17 protein-coding genes are annotated in these 23,707 nt (G+C 53.6%); 12 read left to right on the forward strand and 5 right to left on the reverse strand.

Features of this window, described 5'->3' with window-relative positions; genetic code table 11:
* Window positions 1–77: 77 nt before the first annotated feature.
* The 4 genes from FDX14_RS10015 to mutH all read right to left on the reverse strand — a co-directional run bounded on the left by FDX14_RS10015 (window position 78) and on the right by mutH (window position 3,073).
* Entirely contained in the window at window positions 78–1,118 is a 1,041-nt protein-coding gene (locus tag FDX14_RS10015; RefSeq protein ID WP_042310789.1) for an NADP(H)-dependent aldo-keto reductase, read from the reverse strand.
* Window positions 1,119–1,224: 106 nt separating this feature from the next.
* The gene (gene ygdR / locus FDX14_RS10020; RefSeq protein WP_038633333.1) at window positions 1,225–1,443 is read right to left on the reverse strand and encodes a lipoprotein YgdR; all 219 of its coding nucleotides are present in this window, start codon (window positions 1,441–1,443) and stop codon (window positions 1,225–1,227) included.
* Window positions 1,444–1,588: 145 nt separating this feature from the next.
* The gene (locus FDX14_RS10025; protein WP_038633330.1) at window positions 1,589–2,302 is read right to left on the reverse strand and encodes a TerC family protein; all 714 of its coding nucleotides are present in this window, start codon (window positions 2,300–2,302) and stop codon (window positions 1,589–1,591) included.
* A 75-nt stretch (window positions 2,303–2,377) separates the two neighbouring features.
* Complete coding sequence (mutH, locus tag FDX14_RS10030) at window positions 2,378–3,073, reverse strand: DNA mismatch repair endonuclease MutH (RefSeq protein WP_042310787.1); 696 nt, start codon at window positions 3,071–3,073, stop codon at window positions 2,378–2,380.
* 684 nt (window positions 3,074–3,757) lie between these two features.
* On the opposite strand from mutH, the gene rppH reads away from it, so the two are divergent.
* The 12 genes from rppH to recD all read left to right on the forward strand — a co-directional run bounded on the left by rppH (window position 3,758) and on the right by recD (window position 22,146).
* Window positions 3,758–4,288: an RNA pyrophosphohydrolase gene (rppH, locus tag FDX14_RS10035; RefSeq protein ID WP_042310785.1), complete on the forward strand. Its 531-nt coding sequence runs from the start codon at window positions 3,758–3,760 to the stop codon at window positions 4,286–4,288.
* 12 nt (window positions 4,289–4,300) lie between these two features.
* Window positions 4,301–6,547 carry a phosphoenolpyruvate--protein phosphotransferase gene (gene ptsP / locus FDX14_RS10040; RefSeq protein WP_042310784.1) on the forward strand — a complete coding sequence of 749 codons (2,247 nt, stop codon included), beginning with the start codon at window positions 4,301–4,303 and terminating at the stop codon, window positions 6,545–6,547.
* Window positions 6,548–6,736: 189 nt separating this feature from the next.
* The gene (lgt, locus tag FDX14_RS10045; protein WP_042310782.1) at window positions 6,737–7,612 is read left to right on the forward strand and encodes a prolipoprotein diacylglyceryl transferase; all 876 of its coding nucleotides are present in this window, start codon (window positions 6,737–6,739) and stop codon (window positions 7,610–7,612) included.
* Between the two features lie 6 nt (window positions 7,613–7,618).
* Entirely contained in the window at window positions 7,619–8,413 is a 795-nt protein-coding gene (gene thyA, locus FDX14_RS10050; protein ID WP_003033990.1) for a thymidylate synthase, read from the forward strand.
* Between the two features lie 183 nt (window positions 8,414–8,596).
* Window positions 8,597–9,067 (forward strand): prepilin peptidase-dependent protein, encoded by a 471-nt coding sequence (locus tag FDX14_RS10055; protein WP_137349449.1) that lies wholly within the window; start codon window positions 8,597–8,599, stop codon window positions 9,065–9,067.
* Window positions 9,058–9,621 (forward strand): prepilin peptidase-dependent protein, encoded by a 564-nt coding sequence (locus FDX14_RS10060; protein ID WP_137349450.1) that lies wholly within the window; start codon window positions 9,058–9,060, stop codon window positions 9,619–9,621. Before FDX14_RS10055 ends, FDX14_RS10060 begins: the two co-directional genes overlap by 10 nt.
* Window positions 9,618–10,025 (forward strand): DUF2509 family protein, encoded by a 408-nt coding sequence (locus FDX14_RS10065; protein WP_042310776.1) that lies wholly within the window; start codon window positions 9,618–9,620, stop codon window positions 10,023–10,025. Before FDX14_RS10060 ends, FDX14_RS10065 begins: the two co-directional genes overlap by 4 nt.
* Window positions 10,010–10,333: a prepilin-type N-terminal cleavage/methylation domain-containing protein gene (locus FDX14_RS10070; protein WP_042310774.1), complete on the forward strand. Its 324-nt coding sequence runs from the start codon at window positions 10,010–10,012 to the stop codon at window positions 10,331–10,333. The genes FDX14_RS10065 and FDX14_RS10070 overlap by 16 nt, the downstream gene beginning before the upstream one ends.
* A 12-nt stretch (window positions 10,334–10,345) precedes the next feature.
* On the forward strand, window positions 10,346–13,714 hold the full coding sequence (recC, locus tag FDX14_RS10075) for an exodeoxyribonuclease V subunit gamma (RefSeq protein ID WP_137349451.1): 3,369 nt from the start codon (window positions 10,346–10,348) through the stop codon (window positions 13,712–13,714).
* A 179-nt stretch (window positions 13,715–13,893) separates the two neighbouring features.
* Complete coding sequence (ptrA, locus tag FDX14_RS10080; protein ID WP_137349452.1) at window positions 13,894–16,782, forward strand: pitrilysin; 2,889 nt, start codon at window positions 13,894–13,896, stop codon at window positions 16,780–16,782.
* Window positions 16,775–20,320: an exodeoxyribonuclease V subunit beta gene (recB, locus tag FDX14_RS10085; protein WP_137349453.1), complete on the forward strand. Its 3,546-nt coding sequence runs from the start codon at window positions 16,775–16,777 to the stop codon at window positions 20,318–20,320. The genes ptrA and recB overlap by 8 nt, the downstream gene beginning before the upstream one ends.
* Complete coding sequence (gene recD, locus FDX14_RS10090) at window positions 20,317–22,146, forward strand: exodeoxyribonuclease V subunit alpha (protein WP_137349454.1); 1,830 nt, start codon at window positions 20,317–20,319, stop codon at window positions 22,144–22,146. The genes recB and recD overlap by 4 nt, the downstream gene beginning before the upstream one ends.
* Before the next feature lie 44 nt (window positions 22,147–22,190).
* Here recD and argA read toward each other — a convergent pair whose 3' ends face one another.
* Window positions 22,191–23,522: an amino-acid N-acetyltransferase gene (gene argA, locus FDX14_RS10095; RefSeq protein ID WP_061382378.1), complete on the reverse strand. Its 1,332-nt coding sequence runs from the start codon at window positions 23,520–23,522 to the stop codon at window positions 22,191–22,193.
* Window positions 23,523–23,707 lie beyond the last annotated feature (185 nt).

A 23,707-nucleotide genomic window follows, 5' to 3' on the forward strand; every position in this document is an offset into this window, starting at 1 on the left:
CGTGTAGTTGCCTTATCCGGCCTACAGGGAATGCTTTCTGTAGGCCTGATAAGCGTAGCGCCATCAGGCACTAACCGCTATGGTGCAGGATAGGTATACACCTGATGCACCGCTTCAATCTCGGCCAGAACTTCTTCGCTCAACTCCAGATGCAGGCTTTCAACGTTTGTTTTTAACTGCTCCATCGTCGTTGCTCCCAGCAGGGTGCTGGCGACAAACGGCTGACGACGCACGAATGCCAGCGCCATTTGCGCAGGATCCAGATTATGGCGTTTCGCGATATCCACATAGGCTGCAACGGCCTTTTGCGTTTGCTCACCGCTGTAGCGCGTGAAACGGCTAAACAACGTATTACGTGCGCCGGCAGGCTTCGCGCCGTTCAGATACTTACCGGTGAGCGTACCGAAGCCCAGGCAAGAATAGGCCAGTAGTTCAACCCCTTCGTACTGGCTGACTTCTGCCAGTCCAACTTCATAGCTACGGTTCAGCAGGCTGTAGGGATTCTGGATAGTGGCGATGCGCGGCAGATCGTGTTTGTCCGCCAGATGCAGATAACGCATCACGCCAAATGCGGTTTCATTGGAAACGCCGATGTAGCGAATTTTCCCCGCGCGCTGAAATTCAGCCAGCGCGTCCAGCGTATCCAGCAGGGAGACGACCGGCGCGGAGTCCGTCCAGCTGTAGCCTAACTTACCAAAGCAGTTGGTGGGGCGCTGCGGCCAGTGAACCTGATACAGATCCAAGTAATCGGTTTGCAGTCTTTTCAGACTGTCGTGCAGCGCTTCACGGATATTTTTACGGTCCAGCGCCTGATTCGGTCGAATGCCGCTGTCGTTGTTACGTGACGGCCCACTGACCTTCGACGCCACGATTAGCTTTTCGCGGCTACCGTGTTTGGCTAGCCAGTTGCCCACGTAAGTTTCGGTGAGCCCCTGGGTTTCAGGACGCGGCGGTACCGGATACATCTCGGCAACGTCGATCAAATTTATGCCTTGTGCCACGGCATAATCGAGCTGTGCATGGGCGTCGGCTTCGCTGTTTTGTTCACCAAACGTCATTGTGCCCAGCCCCAGTGTACTGACTTCCAGCGAGCTGTGGGGTATACGGTGATATTGCATAGCCGTTTCCTTTTTATAATCACAACATAAGGATTATAAAAATGGCTGAGGGAAGGGAAAAAGGGAAGTAAAATTGTTAAGGCCAGCCTGTTGCTGACCTCAACCATCAGCGTTCAATGATTTGAGATACATCGTCGCGGTTGATCTGCATCGCGTTGCCTTGCTGATCGTGGTAGCTCACCAGACCGGTATCGTCATCAATTTCTGGTTTTCCGTCGGTCAGGATCATTCGACCATCTTTTGTCGCCATTACATAATCGCTGCTGCACCCAGAAACTACAAAAGCCAGTCCTACGGCGGAAATTAAAACTGCCCATTTTTTCATCTGCTTATCCTCACATGGCCTGCGTCTGACAATAGTTTAGTAATAACGCGAAGTTATGCATGACGAAAGCAGTAAAATCTTAAACTGTGAGAAGAGGTAGGTACGGCGCGGTATTCGCTCCCCTTGCGGGGAGCGACAGATTTCATCAGAGCGGATTTTTTTTATTGCGCCACAGATTCAGAGTCTCTACCGCGATAGAGAAGAACATGGCGAAATAGATGTATCCTTTCGGAACGTGGACGTCGAAACTTTCCAGAATCAGCGTAAAACCGACCAGAATCAGGAAAGAGAGCGCCAGCATTTTCACTGAAGGGTGACGATCGACAAACTCACCAATTGGGCGAGCAGCAAACATCATCACGCCTACGGCAATCACCACCGCCGCCATCATGATAAACAGATGGTCAGACAAGCCTACCGCTGTAATCACGGAATCCAGACTGAAGATAATGTCTAACAACATGATCTGCACAATCGCGCCCAGGAACGAAGAGACGCGGGTTTTCAGTCCCTCTTCCTCACCTTCAATGGATTCGTGGATCTCTTTGCTGGCTTTCCAGATCAGGAACAACCCGCCGAGCAGAAGGATCAGATCACGCGCGGATATCGCCTCGCCAAACACCTCGAACAACGGGTTTGTCAGTCGCGTGACCCAGGCGATAGAGGCCAGCAGCGCCAGACGCATAATCATTGCTGCCGCCAGCCCAATACGTCGGGCATGATTGCGTTGCGCTGTCGGAAGTTTGGCTACAACCAGAGAGAGGAAAATAATATTGTCGATCCCAAGAACGATCTCCAGCAGCGTCAGCGTACCGAGCGCAAGCCAGGCGTTAGGATCGGTTATCCATGCAAATAACATCGAGCAAAGTCCTGCCAAAAAAAAGAAGCGGTAATTATAGGCCCGTAACGCGGCGGGTGAAAGGCCGGGCAGTGCCTATTGCGGCTGGAATAAGAAATGCCGCTCAAGCAATGCGCGCGTGAAGTTCTTTTTCAGATAAAATCCGCGTGGCAGGGTCAGGATTGGTTCGCCATTGGCGCCAATCGCTTCGGTCAGCGCCCGGGCATTGGCGGCTTTGGGACGCAGCTGTAACACTTCCCCATGGCGAGCGGTGATGCGTTCGACGTGGCCTAGTACAATCATGTCCATTAGTTCTTCCCAGTCTAGCCGTAATTGCTGCTCTTCTTCGTCGTTCGGGCTCCAGAGCAAGGGCGAGCCGACGCGACGTTCAGCCAGTGGAATGCTGCGTTCACCCTCTACCGGGATCCACAGTACGCGTTTAAGTTTGTGTCGCACATGGCTGGTTTCCCAGGTGACGCCAGTATTGCCAGTTAACGGCGCCACGCACACGAAGGTGGTTTCCAGCGGTCTGCCAAGACTATCCACAGGGATCGTTTTCAGCTCTACGCCCAGCGCCGCAAAATCCTGCTCCGGCTTGCTGCCTGCGCTGGCGCCCAGCCAAATCTCCAGCAGGACGCCAATCCAGCCTTTATCACGCTTGAGATCCTTGGGGGTGACGAGTCCCGCCATGGTCGCCAATTCTCCCAACGAGTAGCCCGCAAGCTGCCGCGCCTGGGTCAGCAATTGGACTTCAGAATCAGGCGGAGAAAGTAACGGATGGAGTTCTGGCATCGGGTTAACCCTTAGGCGAAAAAATGAGCAATGATTTTATACCGTGTGGACAGAGTTTATCTTTTTCCACATGCTTTATTCAATTATTTGATTTATATTGGTTTTTATATTCGCGCGCGCGTTGTTGCGCAACAGCAATGTAGGTTTTCCAATTCTGGTCACTGACAATGAACAGGATCTTACACCATGTTATCCACAGAAAGATGGGATAACTGTGAAAAACCCCCACTACTGTTTCAATTTACAGCCTTGACGTGCGACGAAAATCGAATTTTTACACAAATTGTGCCTAACTTATTGGCATAATCTGTGGATAAAACCAACGCTGGTCGATCTTTCATCAGCCTGAAGATCGTGCGCGTGATACACATCACATTTATGTGTGTCTGTTGGTGGAGATCGTTTTTAACTTAATGAATAAAGAAGACTATTTTTTATATGTGACGAATGTCTTATTCGGTCTGTTCTGGGTTTTCCCATAGTAATTCCGTACTTCTTCACAACTATATCCACAGAAAAGGTGAATAAAATCGCCCTGAATGCTCTTCTTCTGTTTATAACTCGGGCCTTCGCTGTGAGTTATTCAATTGTTATTAGAATATCGCACCCTTAACAGAGTGGTTTACCGCCTCTCAGTAGTGTGAAACAATCATTTGTATATAAGGTTTATATTGAGGTAGTCCGGTGATTGATGACGATGGCTACCGCCCGAATGTAGGGATAGTAATTTGTAACCGCCAGGGGCAGGTCATGTGGGCCCGGCGATTTGGTCAGCACTCCTGGCAATTCCCTCAAGGTGGGATAAACGCAGGAGAGACAGCAGAGCAGGCGATGTACCGGGAACTCTTTGAAGAAGTGGGTCTCAGCCGTAAAGATGTACGGATCCTTGCTTCTACTCGTAACTGGTTGCGTTACAAGTTACCGAAACGTTTGGTGCGTTGGGACACAAAGCCGGTTTGTATCGGCCAGAAACAAAAATGGTTTCTTCTGCAATTGGTCAGCAGCGATGCTGAAATCAATATGCAAACCAGCAGTACACCTGAGTTCGACGGCTGGCGCTGGGTGAGTTACTGGTATCCGGTTCGACAGGTGGTGTCATTTAAACGCGATGTCTATCGCAGGGTGATGAAAGAATTCGCAAGTGTTGTTATGGCGCTTCAGGAGGCCACTCCTAAACCGCAAAGCGCACCTGCGTACAGACGTAAAAGAGGTTAAGCTACGCAAATTATGCTCACCCGCCTGCGCGAAATAGTCGAAAAGGTGGCCAGTGCTCCGCGTCTTAATGAGGCGCTTAATATACTGGTTACCGACATCTGTCTTGCGATGGATACAGAGGTCTGCTCGGTCTATCTGGCCGATCACGACCGACGTTGTTATTACCTCATGGCGACACGGGGTCTGAAAAAACCCCGTGGTCGCACTGTCGCACTCGCGTTTGATGAAGGTATCGTTGGCCTGGTTGGCAGGCTGGCGGAACCTATCAACCTCGCCGATGCGCAAAAACATCCCAGCTTTAAATACATCCCTTCGGTAAAAGAAGAGCGCTTTCGTGCGTTCTTAGGCGTACCGATTATTCAGCGTCGTCAGCTCTTGGGTGTGCTGGTGGTGCAGCAGCGTGAATTACGTCAGTACGACGAAAGCGAAGAGTCTTTCCTGGTGACGCTCGCCACGCAAATGGCGGCCATACTTTCCCAGTCGCAACTGAATGCGTTGTTCGGCCAATATCGGCAAACGCGTATCCGTGCATTGCCTGCTGCTCCCGGTGTAGCCATTGCCGAAGGCTGGCAGGATGCGACGCTACCGCTGATGGAGCAGGTTTATCAGGCTTCAACGCTGGATCCCGTGCTCGAACGTGAGCGGCTGACCGGCGCGCTGGAAGAAGCGGCGAACGAATTCCGCCGTTACAGCAAGCGTTTTACCGCCGGGGCGCAGAAAGAAACGGCGGCGATCTTTGATCTCTACTCGCACCTGCTTTCCGATACCCGTCTGCGCCGCGAACTGTTTGCGGAAGTGGATAACGGCTCGGTGGCTGAGTGGGCCGTTAAAACGATCATCGAAAAATTTGCCGAACAGTTTGCCGCGCTGAGCGATAACTACCTCAAAGAGCGGGCCGGAGATTTACGCGCGCTGGGCCAGCGTCTGCTATTTCATCTTGACGACTCGATCCAGGGACCGAATGCCTGGCCGGAACGTTTTGTGCTGGTGGCGGATGAGCTTTCCGCGACCACGCTGGCGGAACTTCCCCAGGACCGGTTAGTCGGCGTGGTTGTCCGGGACGGCGCAGCCAACTCTCATGCGGCAATTATGGTGCGTGCGCTGGGTATTCCTACCGTCATGGGGGCAGATATCCAGCCGTCAGTGCTACACCGGCGAACGCTGGTGGTGGATGGTTATCGAGGCGAAGTTCTGGTCGATCCGGAACCGGTATTGGTCCAGGAATACCAGCGTCTTATCAGCGAAGAGATTGAGCTGAGCCGCCTGGCGGAAGATGACGTCAATCAGCCTGCGCAGTTAAAAAGCGGCGAGCGCGTGAAGGTGATGCTCAATGCGGGTCTCAGCCCGGAACATGAAGAGAAGCTGGGCAGCCGGATCGATGGCATTGGTCTGTATCGCACAGAAATTCCTTTCATGCTGCAAAGCGGTTTTCCTTCGGAAGAAGAACAGGTTGCGCAGTATCAAGGGATGCTGCAAATGTTTAACGACAAGCCAGTGACTCTGCGGACGCTGGATGTCGGGGCCGATAAACAGCTGCCCTATATGCCGATCAGTGAAGAAAACCCATGCCTTGGCTGGCGAGGGATCCGCATTACGCTCGATCAACCGGAGATCTTTTTGATCCAGGTCCGGGCCATGCTGCGTGCGAACGCGGCAACCGGTAACCTGAGCATTTTGCTGCCGATGGTGACCAGTATTGATGAAGTGGACGAAGCGCGACGCCTGATTGAACGCGCCGGACGTGAAGTGGAAGAGATGATCGGTTACGCAATCCCGAAACCGCGCATCGGCATCATGCTGGAAGTTCCGTCGATGGTGTTTATGCTGCCGCATCTGGCTAACCGGATAGACTTTATCTCGGTCGGAACCAACGATCTTACCCAATACATTCTGGCCGTCGATCGTAACAATACGCGGGTGGCCAGCATTTATGACAGCCTGCATCCGGGGATGCTACGTGCGCTGGCGATGATTGCGCAGGAAGCTGAAAGAAGCGGTATCGACTTGCGCTTATGCGGTGAAATGGCGGGTGACCCGATGTGCGTGGCCATTCTGGTCGGCCTGGGTTTCCGTCATTTGTCAATGAACGGTCGATCCGTGGCCCGCGTGAAATATCTGCTGCGCCATATTGATTTTGGCGAGGCGCAAACGCTGGCCCAGCGCAGCCTGGAAGCGCAGATGGCGGCAGAAGTACGCCATCAGGTGGCGGCCTTTATGGAGCGCCGTGGCATGGGGGGATTGATTCGCGGGGGATTGTAGGCCTGATAAGCGTAACGCTATCAGGCATTATGGGGGTAAAGATTACCTATACAGATCTTTTACATCTTCCCGGCATCCGCTGCGATCCCCTTGTGCTATCATTCGCACCTTTGGAGCGCCTGCATTATGCAGGCGCGCTTATCAATTGCTGTCTGACTTCAGCGAAATAACAAGAACTTGTGGTGACAGATGACCAGTAGCTATCTGCATTTTCCGGATTTCGATCCGGTCATTTTCTCAATCGGACCCGTCGCGCTTCACTGGTACGGCTTGATGTATTTGGTGGGTTTTATTTTCGCGATGTGGCTGGCGACGCGCCGTGCTAATCGGCCGGGTAGTGGCTGGACTAAAAATGAAGTAGAAAACTTACTGTATGCAGGCTTCCTCGGGGTTTTCCTCGGTGGGCGTATTGGTTACGTACTGTTCTATAACTTCCCATTGTTCCTCGATAATCCGCTGTATCTGTTCCGCGTTTGGGATGGCGGCATGTCCTTCCACGGCGGGCTTATCGGTGTGATTCTGGTGATGATTATCTTCGCCAGACGCACCAAGCGTTCGTTCTTCCAGGTTTCTGATTTCATCGCTCCGCTGATCCCGTTTGGTCTGGGAGCAGGGCGTCTGGGCAACTTTATCAACGGTGAACTGTGGGGACGCGTCGACCCGAATTTCAAGTATGCCATGCTATTCCCGGGTTCCCGTACCGAAGATATTTTACTGCTGCAAAGTAACCCGCAGTGGCAGTCTATTTTTGATACCTACGGCTCGCTGCCGCGTCACGCATCTCAGCTTTATGAGATGGCGCTGGAAGGGGTTGTACTGTTTATCATTCTGAACCTGTACATTCGCAAGCCTCGTCCTATGGGGGCAGTGTCCGGTCTTTTCCTGATTGGTTATGGCGCGTTTCGTATTATCGTTGAATTCTTCCGCCAGCCGGATGCACAGTTTACCGGCACCTGGGTGCAGTACATCAGCATGGGACAGATCCTCTCTATCCCGATGATTGTCGCAGGCATTATTATGATGGTTTGGGCGTACCGCCGTAGCCCACAGCAACACGTTTCCTGAGGAACCATGAAACAGTATTTAGAACTGATGCAAAAAGTGCTGGATGAAGGCACACAGAAAAACGACCGTACCGGAACCGGAACGCTTTCCATTTTTGGCCATCAGATGCGTTTTAACCTGCAGGAAGGGTTCCCGCTGGTTACGACCAAACGCTGCCATTTACGCTCGATCATTCATGAGCTGCTGTGGTTCTTGCAGGGCGACACTAACGTTGCCTACCTGCATGAAAACAATGTCTCAATCTGGGATGAATGGGCGGATGAAAACGGTAATTTAGGCCCGGTTTATGGCAAACAGTGGCGCGCGTGGCCAACGCCGGACGGTCGCCATATTGACCAGATCACCACGGTGCTAAACCAGCTGAAAAATGACCCGGATTCTCGCCGCATCATCGTTTCGGCATGGAACGTTGGTGAGCTGGATAAGATGGCGCTGGCGCCGTGCCATGCTTTCTTCCAGTTCTATGTGGCGGATGGCAAGCTCTCTTGCCAGCTGTATCAACGTTCATGTGATGTGTTCCTCGGTCTGCCGTTCAACATTGCCAGCTACGCCTTACTGGTACACATGATGGCGCAGCAGTGCGACCTTGAAGTGGGCGATTTTGTCTGGACCGGCGGCGACACGCACCTGTACAGCAATCATATGGATCAAACGCATCTGCAGCTTAGCCGCGAACCGCGCGCGTTGCCGAAGCTGGTCATCAAACGTAAGCCTGAATCTATCTTTGATTATCGTTTCGAAGATTTCGAAATTGAAGGCTACGATCCGCATCCAGGTATTAAAGCGCCAGTAGCTATCTAACCGAGCTTCATGTTGTCATAACCGACGCCTTCGCGCGTCGGTTTTTTTGTCTGTCATTCCATTCTTCGGCGCCGGTTCCTGAAATATTGCAACGCTCTGCAACGCGTCAAATATTCCTCGTAGCTCGCCGTAGAAACCGAATTTCCCGCTCGTTATTCATTTTCCTCGCGCCATACTGGCGGCATGAAAAAACAACAAGGCTACACGCTTCTCGAAACCCTGATTGCGATGCTGATTGTCGCGGCGCTTGGCGCGTCCGGGTTGTATGGTTGGCAGTACTGGCAACAACAACAGCGCCTGTGGCAGACCGCCTGTCAGGTGCGGGATTACCTGCTGCAACTACGTGAAGATGCTAACTGGCGTAACCGCGATCACGTCATCAGCGTGATGCGGGATGGTTCATCCTGGTGTCTGGTCAGTTCTGCTGCTTTACAAGACGGGTGTAAACCAACTTCACCCCTGGTGTTTGCACCGCTATGGGACGATGTCGAAATGGCAGAGATAACACCTTCACTGGCCTTTTTTGGGCTGCGCAATACGGCATGGGCTGGACATATTCGCCTGAAAAATGCGACAGGGGAATGGCGCGTGATGGTGTCAGGCTGGGGGCGAATCAGACTTTGCGAACGCGATGAGGCCAGGTCATGTCAGTAAACGAGCGGGGTTTTTCACTGCTGGAGGTGCTCATTGCTATGGCGATCACCAGCATTTTACTGCTTAGCGCTGCGCGATTTTTACCTGCTCTGCAGCGAGATATTCTGCGCAACACGCGCCAGTTAGCGCTGGAAGATGAAATATGGCAGCGGCTCTATACCGTGGCAAAACATCTTCAGCGGGCAGGGTATTGCCGGGGAACCTGTGTCGGAGAGGGACTGGTGATGTCGGCTAAGGGCGACTGTGTCATTGCCCGTTGGGATGCCAACGGTAACGGCGTTTGGGAGAATAGTCCCGCGAAAGAGGCTGATGTCATCGGATTTCGTTTACAGGACAAAGTACTGGAGACCCTGCGGGGAGCAACTGGTTGTAATGGAAAAGGGTGGGATAAAATGACCGATCCGGCCACCATTCAGATTGAGGCATTTCAGGTTGAGCGCGTGAATATTCGCGGATTTCAACCACTCCTTACGTTGCGTTTGCGTGGAGTGAGCAACGTCGAACCACAAAAAGTCATTGAAGCCTTTTACAGTGTGACAGGTTTCAACCTGTGAATAGTGAGCGAGGTGTTTCATCCCTGGCGATGGTTCTGCTATTGCTGGTGCTCGGCAGCCTGTTACTGCAGGGGGTTAGCCGACAAGAAGCGAGCTTCGCATCGCGTGTTACATCGGAAAGTCGGTCTTTGCAGCGGCAGGCGGTAGTGCAATCGGCTATCGAATGGGGACGCATGCAGTCCTGGGGCTTACAACCGACGATACAGTGTCGGCGTTATACCGGGCAGGATGCCGCGGTTTGCCTGCGACGACTTACTGAGACTTCCGTGCTGCTTATCGCTCATTATGAAGAGGTATCGCTATGGCGTCAGGGAGAGGTTATCGATGGCAATATCAAATTTTCGCCGCATGGCTGGAGCGATTTTTGTCCGTTAAAGGCGGTAGCGTTATGCCAGATCCCCTGAACAGACAACGTGGTTTTAGCCTGCCGGAAGTGATGTTGGCAATGGTGCTGATGATCATGGTTGTGACCGCACTATCGGGATACCAGCGGGCGTTGATGAACAGTTTTATCGTCAGAAACCAGTATCAGCAACTCTGGCGTCACGCCTGGCAACAAACCCAGCTGTATCCGTTTTCACCACCTGTGAACTGGCAGGTTAACCGAATGCAGACAACGGGAGCAGGATGTGTCAGCATCAGCGTTAAAATTTCTTCACCCCTGGGCAGGCAAGGTCAAATGACACGTCTGCATTGCCCGAACCGTCAGTAGTCAGGAGCCGCTATGTTAAGGGTCTATCACTCCAATCGTCTGGATGTGCTGGAAGCGTTAATGGAGTTTATCGTTGAGCGCGAGCGGTTGGACGACCCCTTTGAACCGGAAATGATCCTGGTGCAAAGTACCGGTATGGCGCAGTGGCTACAGATGACCGTTGCACAGAAATTTGGTATCGCCGCCAACATCGATTTCCCGCTGCCCGCGAGTTTTATCTGGGATATGTTTGTGCGCGTGTTGCCGGATATCCCGAAAGAGAGCGCGTTCAGCAAACAGAGCATGAGCTGGAAGTTAATGACTCTGCTGCCGCAGTTACTGGATAACGATGACTTCGCACTGCTGCGACACTATCTGACGGACGACACCGATAAACGTAAGCTGTTTCAACTCTCCGCACGCGCGGCGGACCTTTTCGATCAGTATTTAGTTTATCGCCCTGACTGGTTAACTCAGTGGGAAGCGGAGCGCCAGATTGAAGGACTCGGCGAGGCTCAGGCATGGCAGGCACCGTTGTGGAAAGCACTGGTGGAATACACCGCTGAACTGGGCCAACCGCGCTGGCATCGTGCCAATTTATATCAGCGATTTATTCACACCCTGGAAAATGCGTCTGAATGTCCGCAGGGGCTGCCTTCTCGCGTCTTTATTTGCGGAATTTCGGCGCTACCGCCGGTTTACCTGCAGGCATTGCAGGCGTTGGGTAAGCATATTGATATTCATCTGCTATTTACCAACCCTTGTCGCTACTATTGGGGTGACATTAAAGATCCCGCCTGGCTGGCAAAGCTGCTGGCGCGTCAGCGTCGGCACAGTTTTGAAGAACGTCACCTGCCGCTGTTTCGTGATACTCAGAATGCGGCAGGATTGTTTAACAGTGATGGTGAGCAGGACGTAGGCAACCCGATGTTAGCCTCGTGGGGCAAGTTGGGACGTGATTATATTTATCTGCTTTCAGAACTGGAAAACAGCCAGGAGCTGGATGCGTTTGTCGATATAACCCCAGACAATCTTTTGCATAACATTCAGTCGGATATTCTCGAGTTACAAAGCCGGGCCGTGGCGGGCGTTACGCTGGACGAGTATTCCCGGAGCGACAACAAACGGCTGCTTGATGCGAACGACACCAGCGTGACTTTCCATGTCTGCCATAGCCCTCAGCGTGAAGTGGAAATTCTTCATGACCGACTGCTGGCAATGCTGGAAGCAGATCCCACGCTGACGCCGCGCGACATTATCGTGATGGTGGCGGATATCGACAGCTATAGCCCGTTCATTCAGGCGGTTTTTGGCAGCGCGCCAGCCGACCGTTACTTACCCTATGCGATTTCCGACCGTCGGGCACGCCAGTCCCATCCCGTCTTACAGGCCTTTATCAGTCTGCTTTCGCTGCCGGATAGCCGTTTTGTCTCTGAGGATGTGCTGGCATTACTGGATGTACCCGTGCTGGCGGCACGTTTCAATATTGATGAAGAAGGTCTGCGCTATCTTCGTTTGTGGGTCAATGAATCAGGTATTCGCTGGGGAATTGACGACGATAACGTGCGCGAGCTGGAACTGCCGCCAACGGGTCAGCATACCTGGCAATTTGGTTTAACGCGCATGCTGCTCGGCTATGCGATGGAAAGCGCCCAGGGCGAGTGGCAATCGGTATTGCCCTACGATGAGTCGAGCGGTTTGATTGCCGAGCTGGTAGGGCATCTGGCCTCGTTGCTGATGCAGCTTAATCTCTGGCGTCGTGGACTGGCGCAGGAGCGCCCGCTGGAAGAGTGGCTACCCGTTTGTCGGGACATGCTTAATGATTTCTTCCTGCCGGATGCGGATACCGAAGCGGCGATGACGCTGATTGAACAGCAGTGGCAGGCAATTATTAGTGAAGGACTGGGGGCTGAGTATGGTGATGCCGTACCGCTTTCCTTGCTACGTGATGAGCTGGCGCAGCGTCTCGACCAGGAACGCATTAGCCAGCGCTTCCTGGCGGGGCCTGTTAACATTTGTACGCTGATGCCGATGCGCTCCATTCCTTTTAAGGTTGTGTGTCTGCTGGGTATGAACGATGGCGTTTATCCGCGTCAGCTTGCGCCGCTGGGCTTTGATCTGATGAGCCAAAAACCGATGCGGGGCGATCGCAGCCGTCGCGATGATGACCGTTATCTGTTCCTCGAAGCGTTAATTTCGGCGCAGCAAACGCTCTACATCAGCTACATTGGCCGCTCAATTCAGGACAACAGCGAACGCTTCCCGTCGGTATTAGTGCAGGAACTGATGGATTACATCGGGCAAAGCCATTATCTGCCGGGCGATGAATCGTTGACCTGCGATCAAAGCGAGGCCAGGGTAAAAGCGCACATTACCCGTCTGCATACCCGCATGCCTTTTGACGCACAAAACTATCAGCCAGGCGAACAGCAAAGCTACGCCCGGGAGTGGCTGCCTGCGGCGAGCTTGTCAGGAAAAGCGCACACGGATTTTGTGCAGCCTCTCCCCTTTGAAATGCCCGCCATGATAACGCTGGAAACGCTACAGCGTTTTTGGGCTCATCCGGTACGGGCCTTTTTCCAGATGCGTTTGCAGGTCAACTTTCGCGCTGAAGAAAGTGAGATCCCAGAAACAGAACCTTTTGTTCTGGAAGGATTAACTCGCTATCAGCTTAATCAGCAATTGCTTAACACGCTGGTTGAAGAGAACGATGCTGAACAACTATTTCGCCGTTTTCGTGCGGCAGGCGTGCTGCCCTATGGGCCGTTTGGTGAAATTCTGTGGGATACGCAGCGTCAGGAGATGCAGTCGCTGGCTGAACGCATTATCGCCTGTCGTCAGCCCTGTCAGAGTATGGAGATCGATCTTAACTGTAACGGCGTGCAAATCACCGGTTGGCTACCGCAGGTGCAAGAGGACGGTTTGTTGCGCTGGCGTCCATCTTTGATAAGCATTGCGCAGGGAGTGCAACTTTGGCTGGAACATCTTGTCTATTGTGCCAGTGGCGGTACGGGAGAGAGCCGGCTGTTCCTGCGTAAAGACGGAGAATGGCGTTTTCCGCCACTGGAGGCAGAACAGGCGCTGTTGTATTTGTCGCAACTCATTGAGGGATATCGGGAAGGCATGTCATCGCCATTGTTGGTATTACCGGAAAGCGGCGGCGCATGGATAAAAACCTGTTATGACGCTGCAAATGATGCCATGTTAGATGACGACGATACGCTGCAAAAAGCGCGCAGTAAGTTTTTGCAGGCTTATGAAGGCAACATGATGGTTCGTGGCGAAGGCGATGATATCTGGTATCAGCGCCTGTGGCGTCAACTGGATGCCGAGACGCTGGAACGCATTGTTTTACAGTCACAGCGCTATCTGTTACCGATTTTTCGCTTTAACCAGTCCTGATGGTTGTATAAAAATTGCGCAATTCGATAGCTTCCACTATGATGCGCATTCTGTCACGGACTGATTCTTACAAAGAGAAGATGCTGACTTGTTCAGCACAAAGTCTTGCCCTGTTCAGGCCACGTATTGATACGTGGTTTGCAGTGAACAGGTGAATACGTTAATGATGAGGTTTGTGAATGCCCCGCAGCACCTGGTTCAGCGCATTATTGTTGTTCGTCGCCCTTTGGGTTCCCGTAAGTCAGGCAGATACCGGTTGGCAGCCTTTAGCTGAAACCATCCGTAAAAGCGATAAAGATACCCGCCAGTATCAGGCCGTGCGCCTTGATAACGGCATGGTCGTGTTACTGGTATCCGATCCGCAGGCCGTGAAATCCCTTTCTGCACTGGTGGTACCTGTTGGCTCGCTGGAAGATCCGGACGATCATCAGGGGCTGGCGCATTATCTCGAACACATGTGTCTGATGGGCTCGAAAAAATACCCGCAGCCCGACAGCCTGGCTGAATTCCTGAAAATGCATGGCGGCAGCCACAACGCCAGCACAGCGCCTTACCGTACGGCTTTTTATCTTGAAGTCGAAAACGACGCGCTGGTGGGGGCAGTGGATCGACTGGCGGACGCGATCGCCGATCCGTTGCTGGATAAAAAATATGCCGATCGCGAGCGTAACGCGGTGAACTCCGAGCTGACGCTGGCGCGTACCCGGGATGGGATGCGTATGGCGCAGGTCAGCGCTGAGACGATCAACCCGGCGCACCCTGGCTCGCGTTTCTCCGGCGGAAATCTGGAGACATTAAGCGATAAACCGGGTAACCCGGTGGTGCTGGCCTTACAAAAATTTCATGAAAAATACTACTCCGCGAACCTAATGAAGGCGGTGATTTATAGCAATAAACCATTGCCAGAGCTGGCGCGGATAGCCGCTGATACTTTCGGCCGCGTACCGAACAGAAATATCGAAAAACCGGAAATTACCGTACCGGTCGTTACCGACGCGCAGAAAGGCATCATCATCCACTATGTGCCGGCAATGCCGCGCAAAGTCCTGCGCGTCGAGTTTCGTATCGATAACAACAGCGCGCAGTTCCGCAGTAAAACGGATGAACTGATAACCTACCTGATTGGCAATCGTAGCCCTGGTACGCTGTCCGACTGGCTGCAAAAACAGGGGCTGGTGGAGGGCATTCGTGCCGATTCCGACCCGGTTGTTAATGGTAACAGCGGCGTGTTAGCCATTTCTGCGACGTTAACCGACAAAGGGTTGGCGAATCGCGATGAAGTTGTCGCGGCCATCTTTAGCTATCTCAATCTGTTACGTGAGAAAGGCGTCGATAAACGCTACTTTAACGAACTGGCGCACGTGCTGGATCTCGATTTCCGTTATCCTTCAATCACTCGTGATATGGACTACGTGGAATGGCTGGCTGATACCATGATCCGCGTTCCCGTCGAGCATACGTTGGATGCGGTGAATATTGCCGACCAATATGATGCGCAAGCCATTGCGCAACGTCTGGCAATGATGACGCCGCAGAATGCGCGTATCTGGTATATCAGCGCGAAAGAACCGCATAATAAAACCGCTTATTTTGTCGATGCGCCTTATCAGGTGGACAAAATCAGCGACAAAACCTTTGCTGACTGGCAGCAAAAAGCACAGGGCATTGCGCTGTCTTTGCCAGAGCTGAACCCCTACATTCCGGATGATTTCACGCTGATCAAGGCGGATAAAAAATACGCTCACCCGGAACTGATCGTCGATGAGCCGGATTTGCGCGTGGTGTATGCGCCGAGCCAGTATTTTGCCAGCGAACCGAAGGCTGATGTCAGCGTGATCCTGCGTAACCCGAAAGCGATGGACAGCGCGCGCAACCAGGTATTATTCGCCCTGAACGACTACCTGGCGGGAATCGCGCTCGATCAGTTAAGCAACCAGGCATCGGTGGGTGGAATAGGTTTTTCGACCAACGCTAACAATGGTCTGATGCTTAACGCTAATGGCTACACTCAACGTCTGCCGCAGCTTTTTCAGGCCTTATTGAGCGGTTATTTCAGCTACACCTCAACGGATGAACAACTGGCGCAGGCGAAATCCTGGTACGCCCAGATGATGGACTCTGCGGAAAAAGGTAAAGCCTACGATCAGGCGATTATGCCGGTGCAAATGCTGTCTCAGGTGCCCTATTTCTCTCGCGATGAACGTCGCGCGCTATTGCCATCCATTACGTTGCAAGAGGTGATGTCCTACCGCGATGCGTTAAAAGCGGGGGCGCGGCCTGAATTCCTGGTGGTTGGTAATATGAGCAAAGCTCAGGCTACAACCATGGCGCAGGATATTCAGAAACAGCTTGGCGCGAAAGGCTCGCAGTGGTGTCGGAACAAAGAAGTGGTCGTGGACAAGAAGCAGTCCGTCATCTTTGAGAAAGCGGGCAGCAGCACGGATTCTGCGCTGGCGGCGGTATTTGTGCCAACTGGCTATGACGAATACAGCAGTTCAGCCTACAGCGCCATGTTAGGGCAAATTGTTCAGCCGTGGTTTTACAATCAATTGCGTACTGAAGAGCAGTTAGGCTACGCCGTATTTGCTTTCCCGATGAGCGTTGGTCGTCAGTGGGGGATGGGGTTCCTGTTACAAAGTAGTGATAAGCAACCGTCTTACCTCTGGGAGCGTTATAAAGCATTTTTCCCGACGGCGGAAGCGAAGCTGCGGGCAATGAAACCGGAAGAGTTTGCACAAATTCAGCAGGCGATCATTGCGCAAATGCTACAGGCGCCGCAAACGCTGGGGGAAGAAGCCTCACAGTTAAGCAAAGATTTTGATCGCGGCAATATGCGCTTTGATTCACGTGATAAAATAGTGGCTCAGATTAAACTGCTGACGCCGCAAAAACTTGCCGACTTCTTCCATCAGGCGGTGGTTGAGCCGCAAGGCATGGCGATACTGTCACAGGTTTCCGGCAGTCAAAACGGGAAAGCAGAATACGTGCGCCCGGAAGGCTGGAAAGTGTGGCAGACCGTCAGCGCGTTGCAGCAAACCTTACCCCTGATGAGTGACAAGAATGAATGATGCCGCTGAGTCCCTTGATCCACTGCGCTTGCCCCTGACGGGCGAGCGCCTGATTGAAGCCTCTGCGGGCACCGGTAAAACCTTTACCATCGCCGCCCTGTATTTACGTTTACTGCTTGGACTGGGCGGCTCTGCCGCCTTTCCACGTCCTCTGACCGTCGAAGAACTGCTCGTGGTCACCTTCACCGAGGCGGCCACCGAAGAGCTGCGTGGCCGAATTCGTAGCAACATTCATGAGCTGCGCATTGCCTGTCTGCGCGAAACCACCGACAACCCGCTATATGCTCGTTTGTTAGATGAAATAGCCGATAAAAAACAGGCCGCCCAGTGGCTGCTATTGGCTGAGAGACAGATGGATGAAGCGGCGGTGTTTACCATTCACGGTTTTTGTCAGCGCATGCTCAGCCTCAACGCCTTTGAGTCAGGCATGCTGTTTGAACAGCAACTGATTGAAGACGAATCACTGCTGCGTTATCAGGCGTGCGCGGACTTCTGGCGGCGGCATTGCTATCCGTTGTCCCGCGACATTGCGCAGGTTATTTTTGAAACGTGGAAAGGTCCTCAGGCGCTATTGAGTGATATCAATCGCTATCTGCAGGGTGAAGCGCCGGTAATCAAGGCTCCGCCGCCAGATGACGAAACGCTGGCCTCCCGGCACGAACAAATTCTCGCCCGCATTAACCTGATTAAGCAGCAATGGCGTGATTCCGTTGATGAGCTTGACGGTCTGCTGGAAGCCTCCGGGATCGACCGGCGTAAATTTAATCGCGGTAACCAGGGTAAGTGGATCGAAAAGATCAGCGCATGGGCGCAGGAAGAAACCCAGAGTTACCAGCTTCCTGACGCGCTGGAGAAATTTTCACAGCGTTTTCTGCAAGAGCGCACCAAAGCGGGTGGCGTAACGCCTCAGCACCCGCTTTTCGTCGCCATTGATGAACTGCTTAGCGAACCGTTAACTCTCCGCGATCTGGTGATTACCCGGGCGCTGGCGGAAATCCGCACCGCGGTTGCCGAAGAGAAGCGCCGACGCGGAGAGCTTGGCTTTGACGATATGCTCAGCCGTCTGGATGCGGCGTTGCGCAGTGAAAGCGGCGATGCGCTGGCGACGGCTATCCGTACCCGTTTTCCGGTCGCGATGATCGATGAATTTCAGGATACCGATCCGCAGCAGTACCGCATATTCCGCCGGATCTGGCAGCATCAGCCAGAGACCGCGCTGCTGCTGATTGGCGATCCCAAACAGGCTATTTATGCGTTTCGCGGCGCGGATATCTTCACCTATATGAAGGCGCGCAGCGAAGTCAGCGCACACTATACGCTCGACACCAACTGGCGTTCTGCCCCCGGCATGGTCAATAGCGTGAATACGCTTTTCAGCCAGATGGACGACGCCTTTATGTTCCGCGAAATCCCCTTTAGCCCGGTAAAATTTGCAGAGAAAAACCAGTCGCTACGGTTTGTTTTACACGGTGAAACACAGCCCGCAATGAGTATGTGGCTGATGGAAGGGGAAAGTTGTGGCGTTGGTGACTACCAGAACTACATGGCGCAAGTGTGCGCAACGCAAATTCGCGACTGGCTGAAGGCCGGACACTCTGGTGATGCGCAACTGGTGAGCGGTAAAGCATCCAGGCCGGTACGCGCCTCAGACATCAGCGTACTGGTTCGTAGCCGCCAGGAGGCGGCGCTGGTCCGCGATGCCCTGACGCAACTGGCGATTCCCTCCGTCTACCTTTCCAACCGTGACAGCGTATTTGAAACGCTGGAAGCGCAGGAATTGCTGTGGATGCTGCAAGGTGTGATGACGCCGGAACGGGAAAACACGCTGCGTAGCGCGCTGGCGACCTCAATGATGGGGCTGAATGCGCAGGATATTGAAGCATTAAATAACGACGAGAATGCCTGGGATGCGGTAGTTGAAGAATTCGATGGCTATCGTCAAATCTGGCATAAACGCGGCGTCATGCCGATGCTGCGTGCGCTGATGACAAACCGCCAGATTGCGGAAAATCTGCTGGCGACGGCAGGGGGCGAACGCCGCCTGACTGATATTTTACATATCAGCGAACTGCTCCAGGAAGCGGGATCGCAACTGGAAAGCGAGCATGCGCTGGTGCGCTGGTTGTCCCAGCATATTCTTGAACCGGACAGCAATGCGTCCAGCCAGCAGCTCAGACTGGAAAGCGACAAGCATCTGGTACAAATCGTGACTATTCATAAATCGAAAGGGCTGGAATATCCGCTGGTCTGGCTGCCGTTTATCACGAATTTCCGCGTCCAGGATCAGGCGTTCTACCACGATCGCAGCTCCTTTGAAGCGGTACTGGACCTCAGTGACGCCAGGGAGAGCGTTGAGCTTGCAGAGGCTGAACGCCTGGCGGAAGACCTGCGCTTGCTCTACGTTGCGCTAACCCGTTCGGTATGGCACTGCAGCCTCGGTGTTGCGCCGTTGGTACGTCGTCGGGGCGATAAAAAGGGGGATACCGATGTGCATCAGAGCGCCCTTGGTCGTCTGTTGCAAAAAGGTGAGCCAATGGATGCCGTGGGACTGCGTGGCGCGATTGACGCGCTGGGTTGCGACGATATTGCCTGCCTGACGCCAGGTCAACCTGACGGTGAGCGCTGGCAGGTTGCGCAGCCGGTCAGCGCCACATTGAGTGCGAGAACACTGCAACGCACCCCCGGCGATGGCTGGCGCGTGACCAGTTATTCCGGCCTGCAACAGCGCGGACATGGAATCGCGCAGGATCTGATCCCGCGCCTGGATGTTGATGCCGCAGGCGTTGGCGAGGTCATTGCGGAGTCAGGACTCACCCCGCATCAATTTCCGCGCGGCGCCTCGCCGGGCACGTTTTTGCATAGCCTGTTTGAGGACCTTGATTTTACCCAACCGGTAGATCCGCGTTGGGTCGAGGAAAAACTGGCCTTGGGCGGTTATGACGCGCATTGGACGCCGGTTTTGACCGCATGGCTGGACGCTATTTTGCAGGCGCCTCTTAACGAGACGGGCGTCAGTTTGAGCCAACTTTCCGCCCGTGAAAAACAGGTGGAGATGGAGTTTTATCTGCCGATTTCGCAGCCGCTGATGGCCAGCCGACTTGATGCGTTAATCCGTAAATACGATCCACTCTCAGCGGGCTGCCCTGCGTTGGATTTTATGCAGGTACGCGGCATGCTAAAAGGGTTTATTGACCTGGTGTTTCGTCATCAGGGGCGTTATTACCTGCTTGATTACAAATCTAACTGGCTGGGTGAAGACAGCGCAGCCTACACGCAGCAGGCGATGGCCTCAGCTATGCAGGCGCATCGCTACGACCTGCAATATCAACTTTATACCCTGGCGCTGCATCGCTACTTACGCCATCGCATCAGTGATTACGATTATGAACGCCATTTTGGTGGCGTCATCTATCTTTTCCTGCGGGGCGTTGATGGTCAGGATCCGCAGCAGGGAATTTACGCCACCCGACCAGACGGCGAATTGATCGCTTTGATGGATGAGATGTTTGCCGGTGCGGAGCTGGAGGAGATGTCATGACAATCCAGAAACGATTACTGCAAGCCGTTGAGCAAAAACAGCTCCGGCCTCTGGATGCCCAGTTTGCGCTGGCAGTTGCCGGAAATGACAATCCTGCGGTTGCGCTGGCTGCGGCATTGCTCAGCCGCGAAGCGGGAGAAGGGCACGTCTGCTTACCGCTTTCGCGATTATCCTTACGCGAAGATGCTCATCCTCTGTTAAGCGCCTGGCTTGCTGAGATGGGCGAGCCTGAAGACTGGGCTGAATGTTTGCTGGCCTCCGGGGCAGTAAGCCGTGGCGAGCAACCGACCCCGCTGGTGCTGTACGGCGATCGTTTATATCTGAACCGCATGTGGCATAACGAACGCGCGGTGGCACGTTTTTTCAGTGAAGTTAACCACGCCATTGAGGTGGATGAACAACGGCTGACCGACACGCTGGAGGCGCTGTTTCCATCATCGGAAGGCGTTAACTGGCAAAAGGTGGCCGCTGCTGTGGCGCTGACCCGTCGTATATCAGTGATCTCCGGCGGGCCGGGCACCGGAAAAACGACAACGGTCGCGAGGCTTCTGGCGGCGTTGATCCAGATGATGGATGGTGAACGCTGCCGTATTCGTCTGGCGGCGCCAACGGGAAAAGCGGCTGCGCGTCTGACCGCCTCGCTGGGGGCGGCGCTGCGAGAACTGCCGCTTACCGATGAGCAAAAGAAACGCATTCCCGATGATGCCAGTACGCTGCATCGGTTATTAGGCGCTCAGCCTGGCAGCCAGCGTCTGCGTCATCATGCGGGGAACCCGCTGCATGTGGATGTGCTGGTGGTGGATGAAGCCTCGATGATTGATTTGCCGATGATGTCGCGCCTTATCGATGCCCTGCCATCGCACGGGCGGGTGATTTTTCTTGGCGATCGTGACCAGCTTGCCTCCGTCGAGGCGGGGGCGGTGCTTGGGGATATTTGTGCTTTTGTCAGCGAAGGATTCACCCCGGAACGTGCCCGGCAGCTTAGTCGCCTGACCGGTAGCGCTATTCCGGCGGGAACGGGTACCCAGGCGGCGGCGTTGCGTGACAGCTTGTGTCTGCTGCAAAAAAGCTACCGTTTTGGCAGTGACTCTGGGATCGGTCAATTGGCTGCTGCGATTAATCGCGGTGACAAAGCTGCGGTAAAAACGGTTTTCCAGCAGGGATTCAGCGATATCGAAAAACGCACGTTACACAGCAGTGAAGATTACGCCGCGATGCTGGATGAGGCGCTGGCCGGTTATGGGCACTACCTGGATTTACTGCACGAGGGCGCCGCGCCGGATGCCATCATTCAGGCCTTCAATGAGTATCAGCTGTTATGCGCTTTGCGGGAAGGCCCGTTTGGCGTTGGCGGTTTGAATGAACGCATTGAGCAGGTGATGACGCAAAAACGTAAAATTCGCCGTTCGACGCACAGTAGTTGGTATGAGGGAAGGCCGGTGATGATTTCGCGCAATGACAGTTCGCTGGGGTTATTTAACGGTGATATTGGCATTGCCCTCGAGCGTGGACAAGGGTTGAGGGTGTGGTTTGCGCTGCCGGACGGTTCGATTAAGTCGGTGCAACCCAGCCGCTTGCCTGAGCATGAAACCACCTGGGCGATGACGGTACATAAATCGCAGGGATCTGAGTTTGACCATGCGGCGTTGATTTTACCCAGCCAGCATTCCCCTGTGGTTACCCGCGAGCTGGTCTATACCGCCGTAACCCGCGCGCGCCGCCGTCTGTCGCTGTATGCCGATGAACGAATATTGGGCGGGGCAATTGTCATGCGTACCGAACGCCGCAGCGGGCTATCAGCATTATTTAATGACGGCCTGATGTAGCTGTAGGCCGGATGAGGCTGTTATGCCGCATCCGGCAACCACGCTTACCCCAAATCCGCCATCAGCACTTTTGAGCGCCGCTGATAGTTGTACATCTCTTTCTTGCTTTCCGGCAGCAGGTCGATATCCACTGGCGTGAAGCCGCGCTCCTGGAACCAGTGGATGCTGCGGGTGGTCAGTACGAACAGCTTACTCAGCCCCATTTGCCGGGCCTGCGCGGCGATCCGCTCCAGCAATACTTCCCCGCGTGACGAACTACGGTAGTCCGGATGTACCGCCACACACGCCATTTCGCCAATCCTCTCTTCCGGGAAAGGGTACAGAGCGGCGCAGGCGATAGTCAGGTTATCGCGCTGAATAATGGTGAATTTGTCGATCTCCATTTCCAGTTGTTCGCGGGAGCGGCGGACCAGAATGCCTTGTTGTTCCAACGGACGGATGAGCTCCAGAATGCCGCCGATATCGTTAATGGTGGCGCGGCGAATTTGCTCGGCGCTTTCCATCACGATTTGCGTACCGATGCCATCGCGGGAGAACAGTTCCTGCAGCAACGCGCCATCTTCCTGATAGCTGATCAGGTGGCAGCGGCGTACGCCACTGCGACAAGCTTTCACCGCACCGCGCAGGAAGCGCACCGTGCCTGAGCTGTAGTCACCTTTCTCTTCCTGTGACTCGACGCGCGCCTGGGCTTCGTTAGGGAACAATTCGGAAATAATATCGCCATCATCGTTGGTGACCCCCTGGGAGGAGCAAAAACCAATCATTTTCTCCGCTTTCAGTTTGATAGCCAACTGCGTGGCGACCTCTTCTGACGTCAGATTGAAGCTCTCACCGGTAACGGAAACGGCGACTGGTCCCATCAGGACTATCGCGCCACTGTCCAGTTGACGGTGAATGGCCTCTTCATCAATACGACGAATACGCCCGCTATGGCAGTAGTCCACGCCGTCATCAACGCCCAGCGGCTGGGAGATAATAAAATTCCCGCTGACCACATTGATATGCGCACCCTGCAATGGCGTATTATTCAGGCTCATCGACAGGCGAGCTGTAATATCAAGCTGAAGTAATCCCGCAGCCTGTTTGACCAGCTCCAGCGTTTTAGCGTCGGTGACGCGCGTATTTTTGTGGTACACCGGTTCATGATGATGCGCCGCAAGATTGGCATCAATCTGCGGTCGTGCGCCATAGACCACGACAAGGCGGATGCCGAGGCTATGAAGAAGCCCAATGTCATTGACGATACTGGAAAAGTTTTCATGCTCGATGGCTTCGCCGCCCAGCATAATGACAAACGTTTTTCCCCGATGGGTATTGATATAGGGAACAGAATGGCGGAATCCCTGTACCAGTTCGGTTCTACGCTCCTTCACCACGGCACACCCTCACTGCATGATTATTCGTAATTTGTGTATTTTTATTCTGTTTTGGCGCCGTGCGCAAGCGTAATTTTTACTCATGCCGCAGATTTTTTTCAGTAATGCCGTGAATATAAAAAGAATGTTTACCCTTTTATAGATGACAGATTATGCGTCATTCGCTAAAGTTTCCGGTCAATTCG

Origin of the sequence: Citrobacter sp. wls710 (genome assembly GCF_005281115.1) — a bacterium.
Taxonomy (GTDB): domain Bacteria; phylum Pseudomonadota; class Gammaproteobacteria; order Enterobacterales; family Enterobacteriaceae; genus Citrobacter; species Citrobacter werkmanii.

Excerpts from the sequence above, each read along its gene's own strand:
- FDX14_RS10015 (WP_042310789.1), bottom strand. The coding sequence starts at position 1,118 with ATGCAATATCACCGTATACCCCACAGCTCGCTGGAAGTCAGTACACTG.
- ygdR (WP_038633333.1), bottom strand. The coding sequence starts at position 1,443 with ATGAAAAAATGGGCAGTTTTAATTTCCGCCGTAGGACTGGCTTTTGTA.
- FDX14_RS10025 (WP_038633330.1), bottom strand. The coding sequence starts at position 2,302 with ATGTTATTTGCATGGATAACCGATCCTAACGCCTGGCTTGCGCTCGGT.
- mutH (WP_042310787.1), bottom strand. The coding sequence starts at position 3,073 with ATGCCAGAACTCCATCCGTTACTTTCTCCGCCTGATTCTGAAGTCCAA.
- ptsP (WP_042310784.1), top strand. The coding sequence starts at position 4,301 with ATGCTCACCCGCCTGCGCGAAATAGTCGAAAAGGTGGCCAGTGCTCCG.
- lgt (WP_042310782.1), top strand. The coding sequence starts at position 6,737 with ATGACCAGTAGCTATCTGCATTTTCCGGATTTCGATCCGGTCATTTTC.
- thyA (WP_003033990.1), top strand. The coding sequence starts at position 7,619 with ATGAAACAGTATTTAGAACTGATGCAAAAAGTGCTGGATGAAGGCACA.
- FDX14_RS10055 (WP_137349449.1), top strand. The coding sequence starts at position 8,597 with ATGAAAAAACAACAAGGCTACACGCTTCTCGAAACCCTGATTGCGATG.
- FDX14_RS10060 (WP_137349450.1), top strand. The coding sequence starts at position 9,058 with ATGTCAGTAAACGAGCGGGGTTTTTCACTGCTGGAGGTGCTCATTGCT.
- FDX14_RS10070 (WP_042310774.1), top strand. The coding sequence starts at position 10,010 with ATGCCAGATCCCCTGAACAGACAACGTGGTTTTAGCCTGCCGGAAGTG.
- recC (WP_137349451.1), top strand. The coding sequence starts at position 10,346 with ATGTTAAGGGTCTATCACTCCAATCGTCTGGATGTGCTGGAAGCGTTA.
- ptrA (WP_137349452.1), top strand. The coding sequence starts at position 13,894 with ATGCCCCGCAGCACCTGGTTCAGCGCATTATTGTTGTTCGTCGCCCTT.
- recB (WP_137349453.1), top strand. The coding sequence starts at position 16,775 with ATGAATGATGCCGCTGAGTCCCTTGATCCACTGCGCTTGCCCCTGACG.
- recD (WP_137349454.1), top strand. The coding sequence starts at position 20,317 with ATGACAATCCAGAAACGATTACTGCAAGCCGTTGAGCAAAAACAGCTC.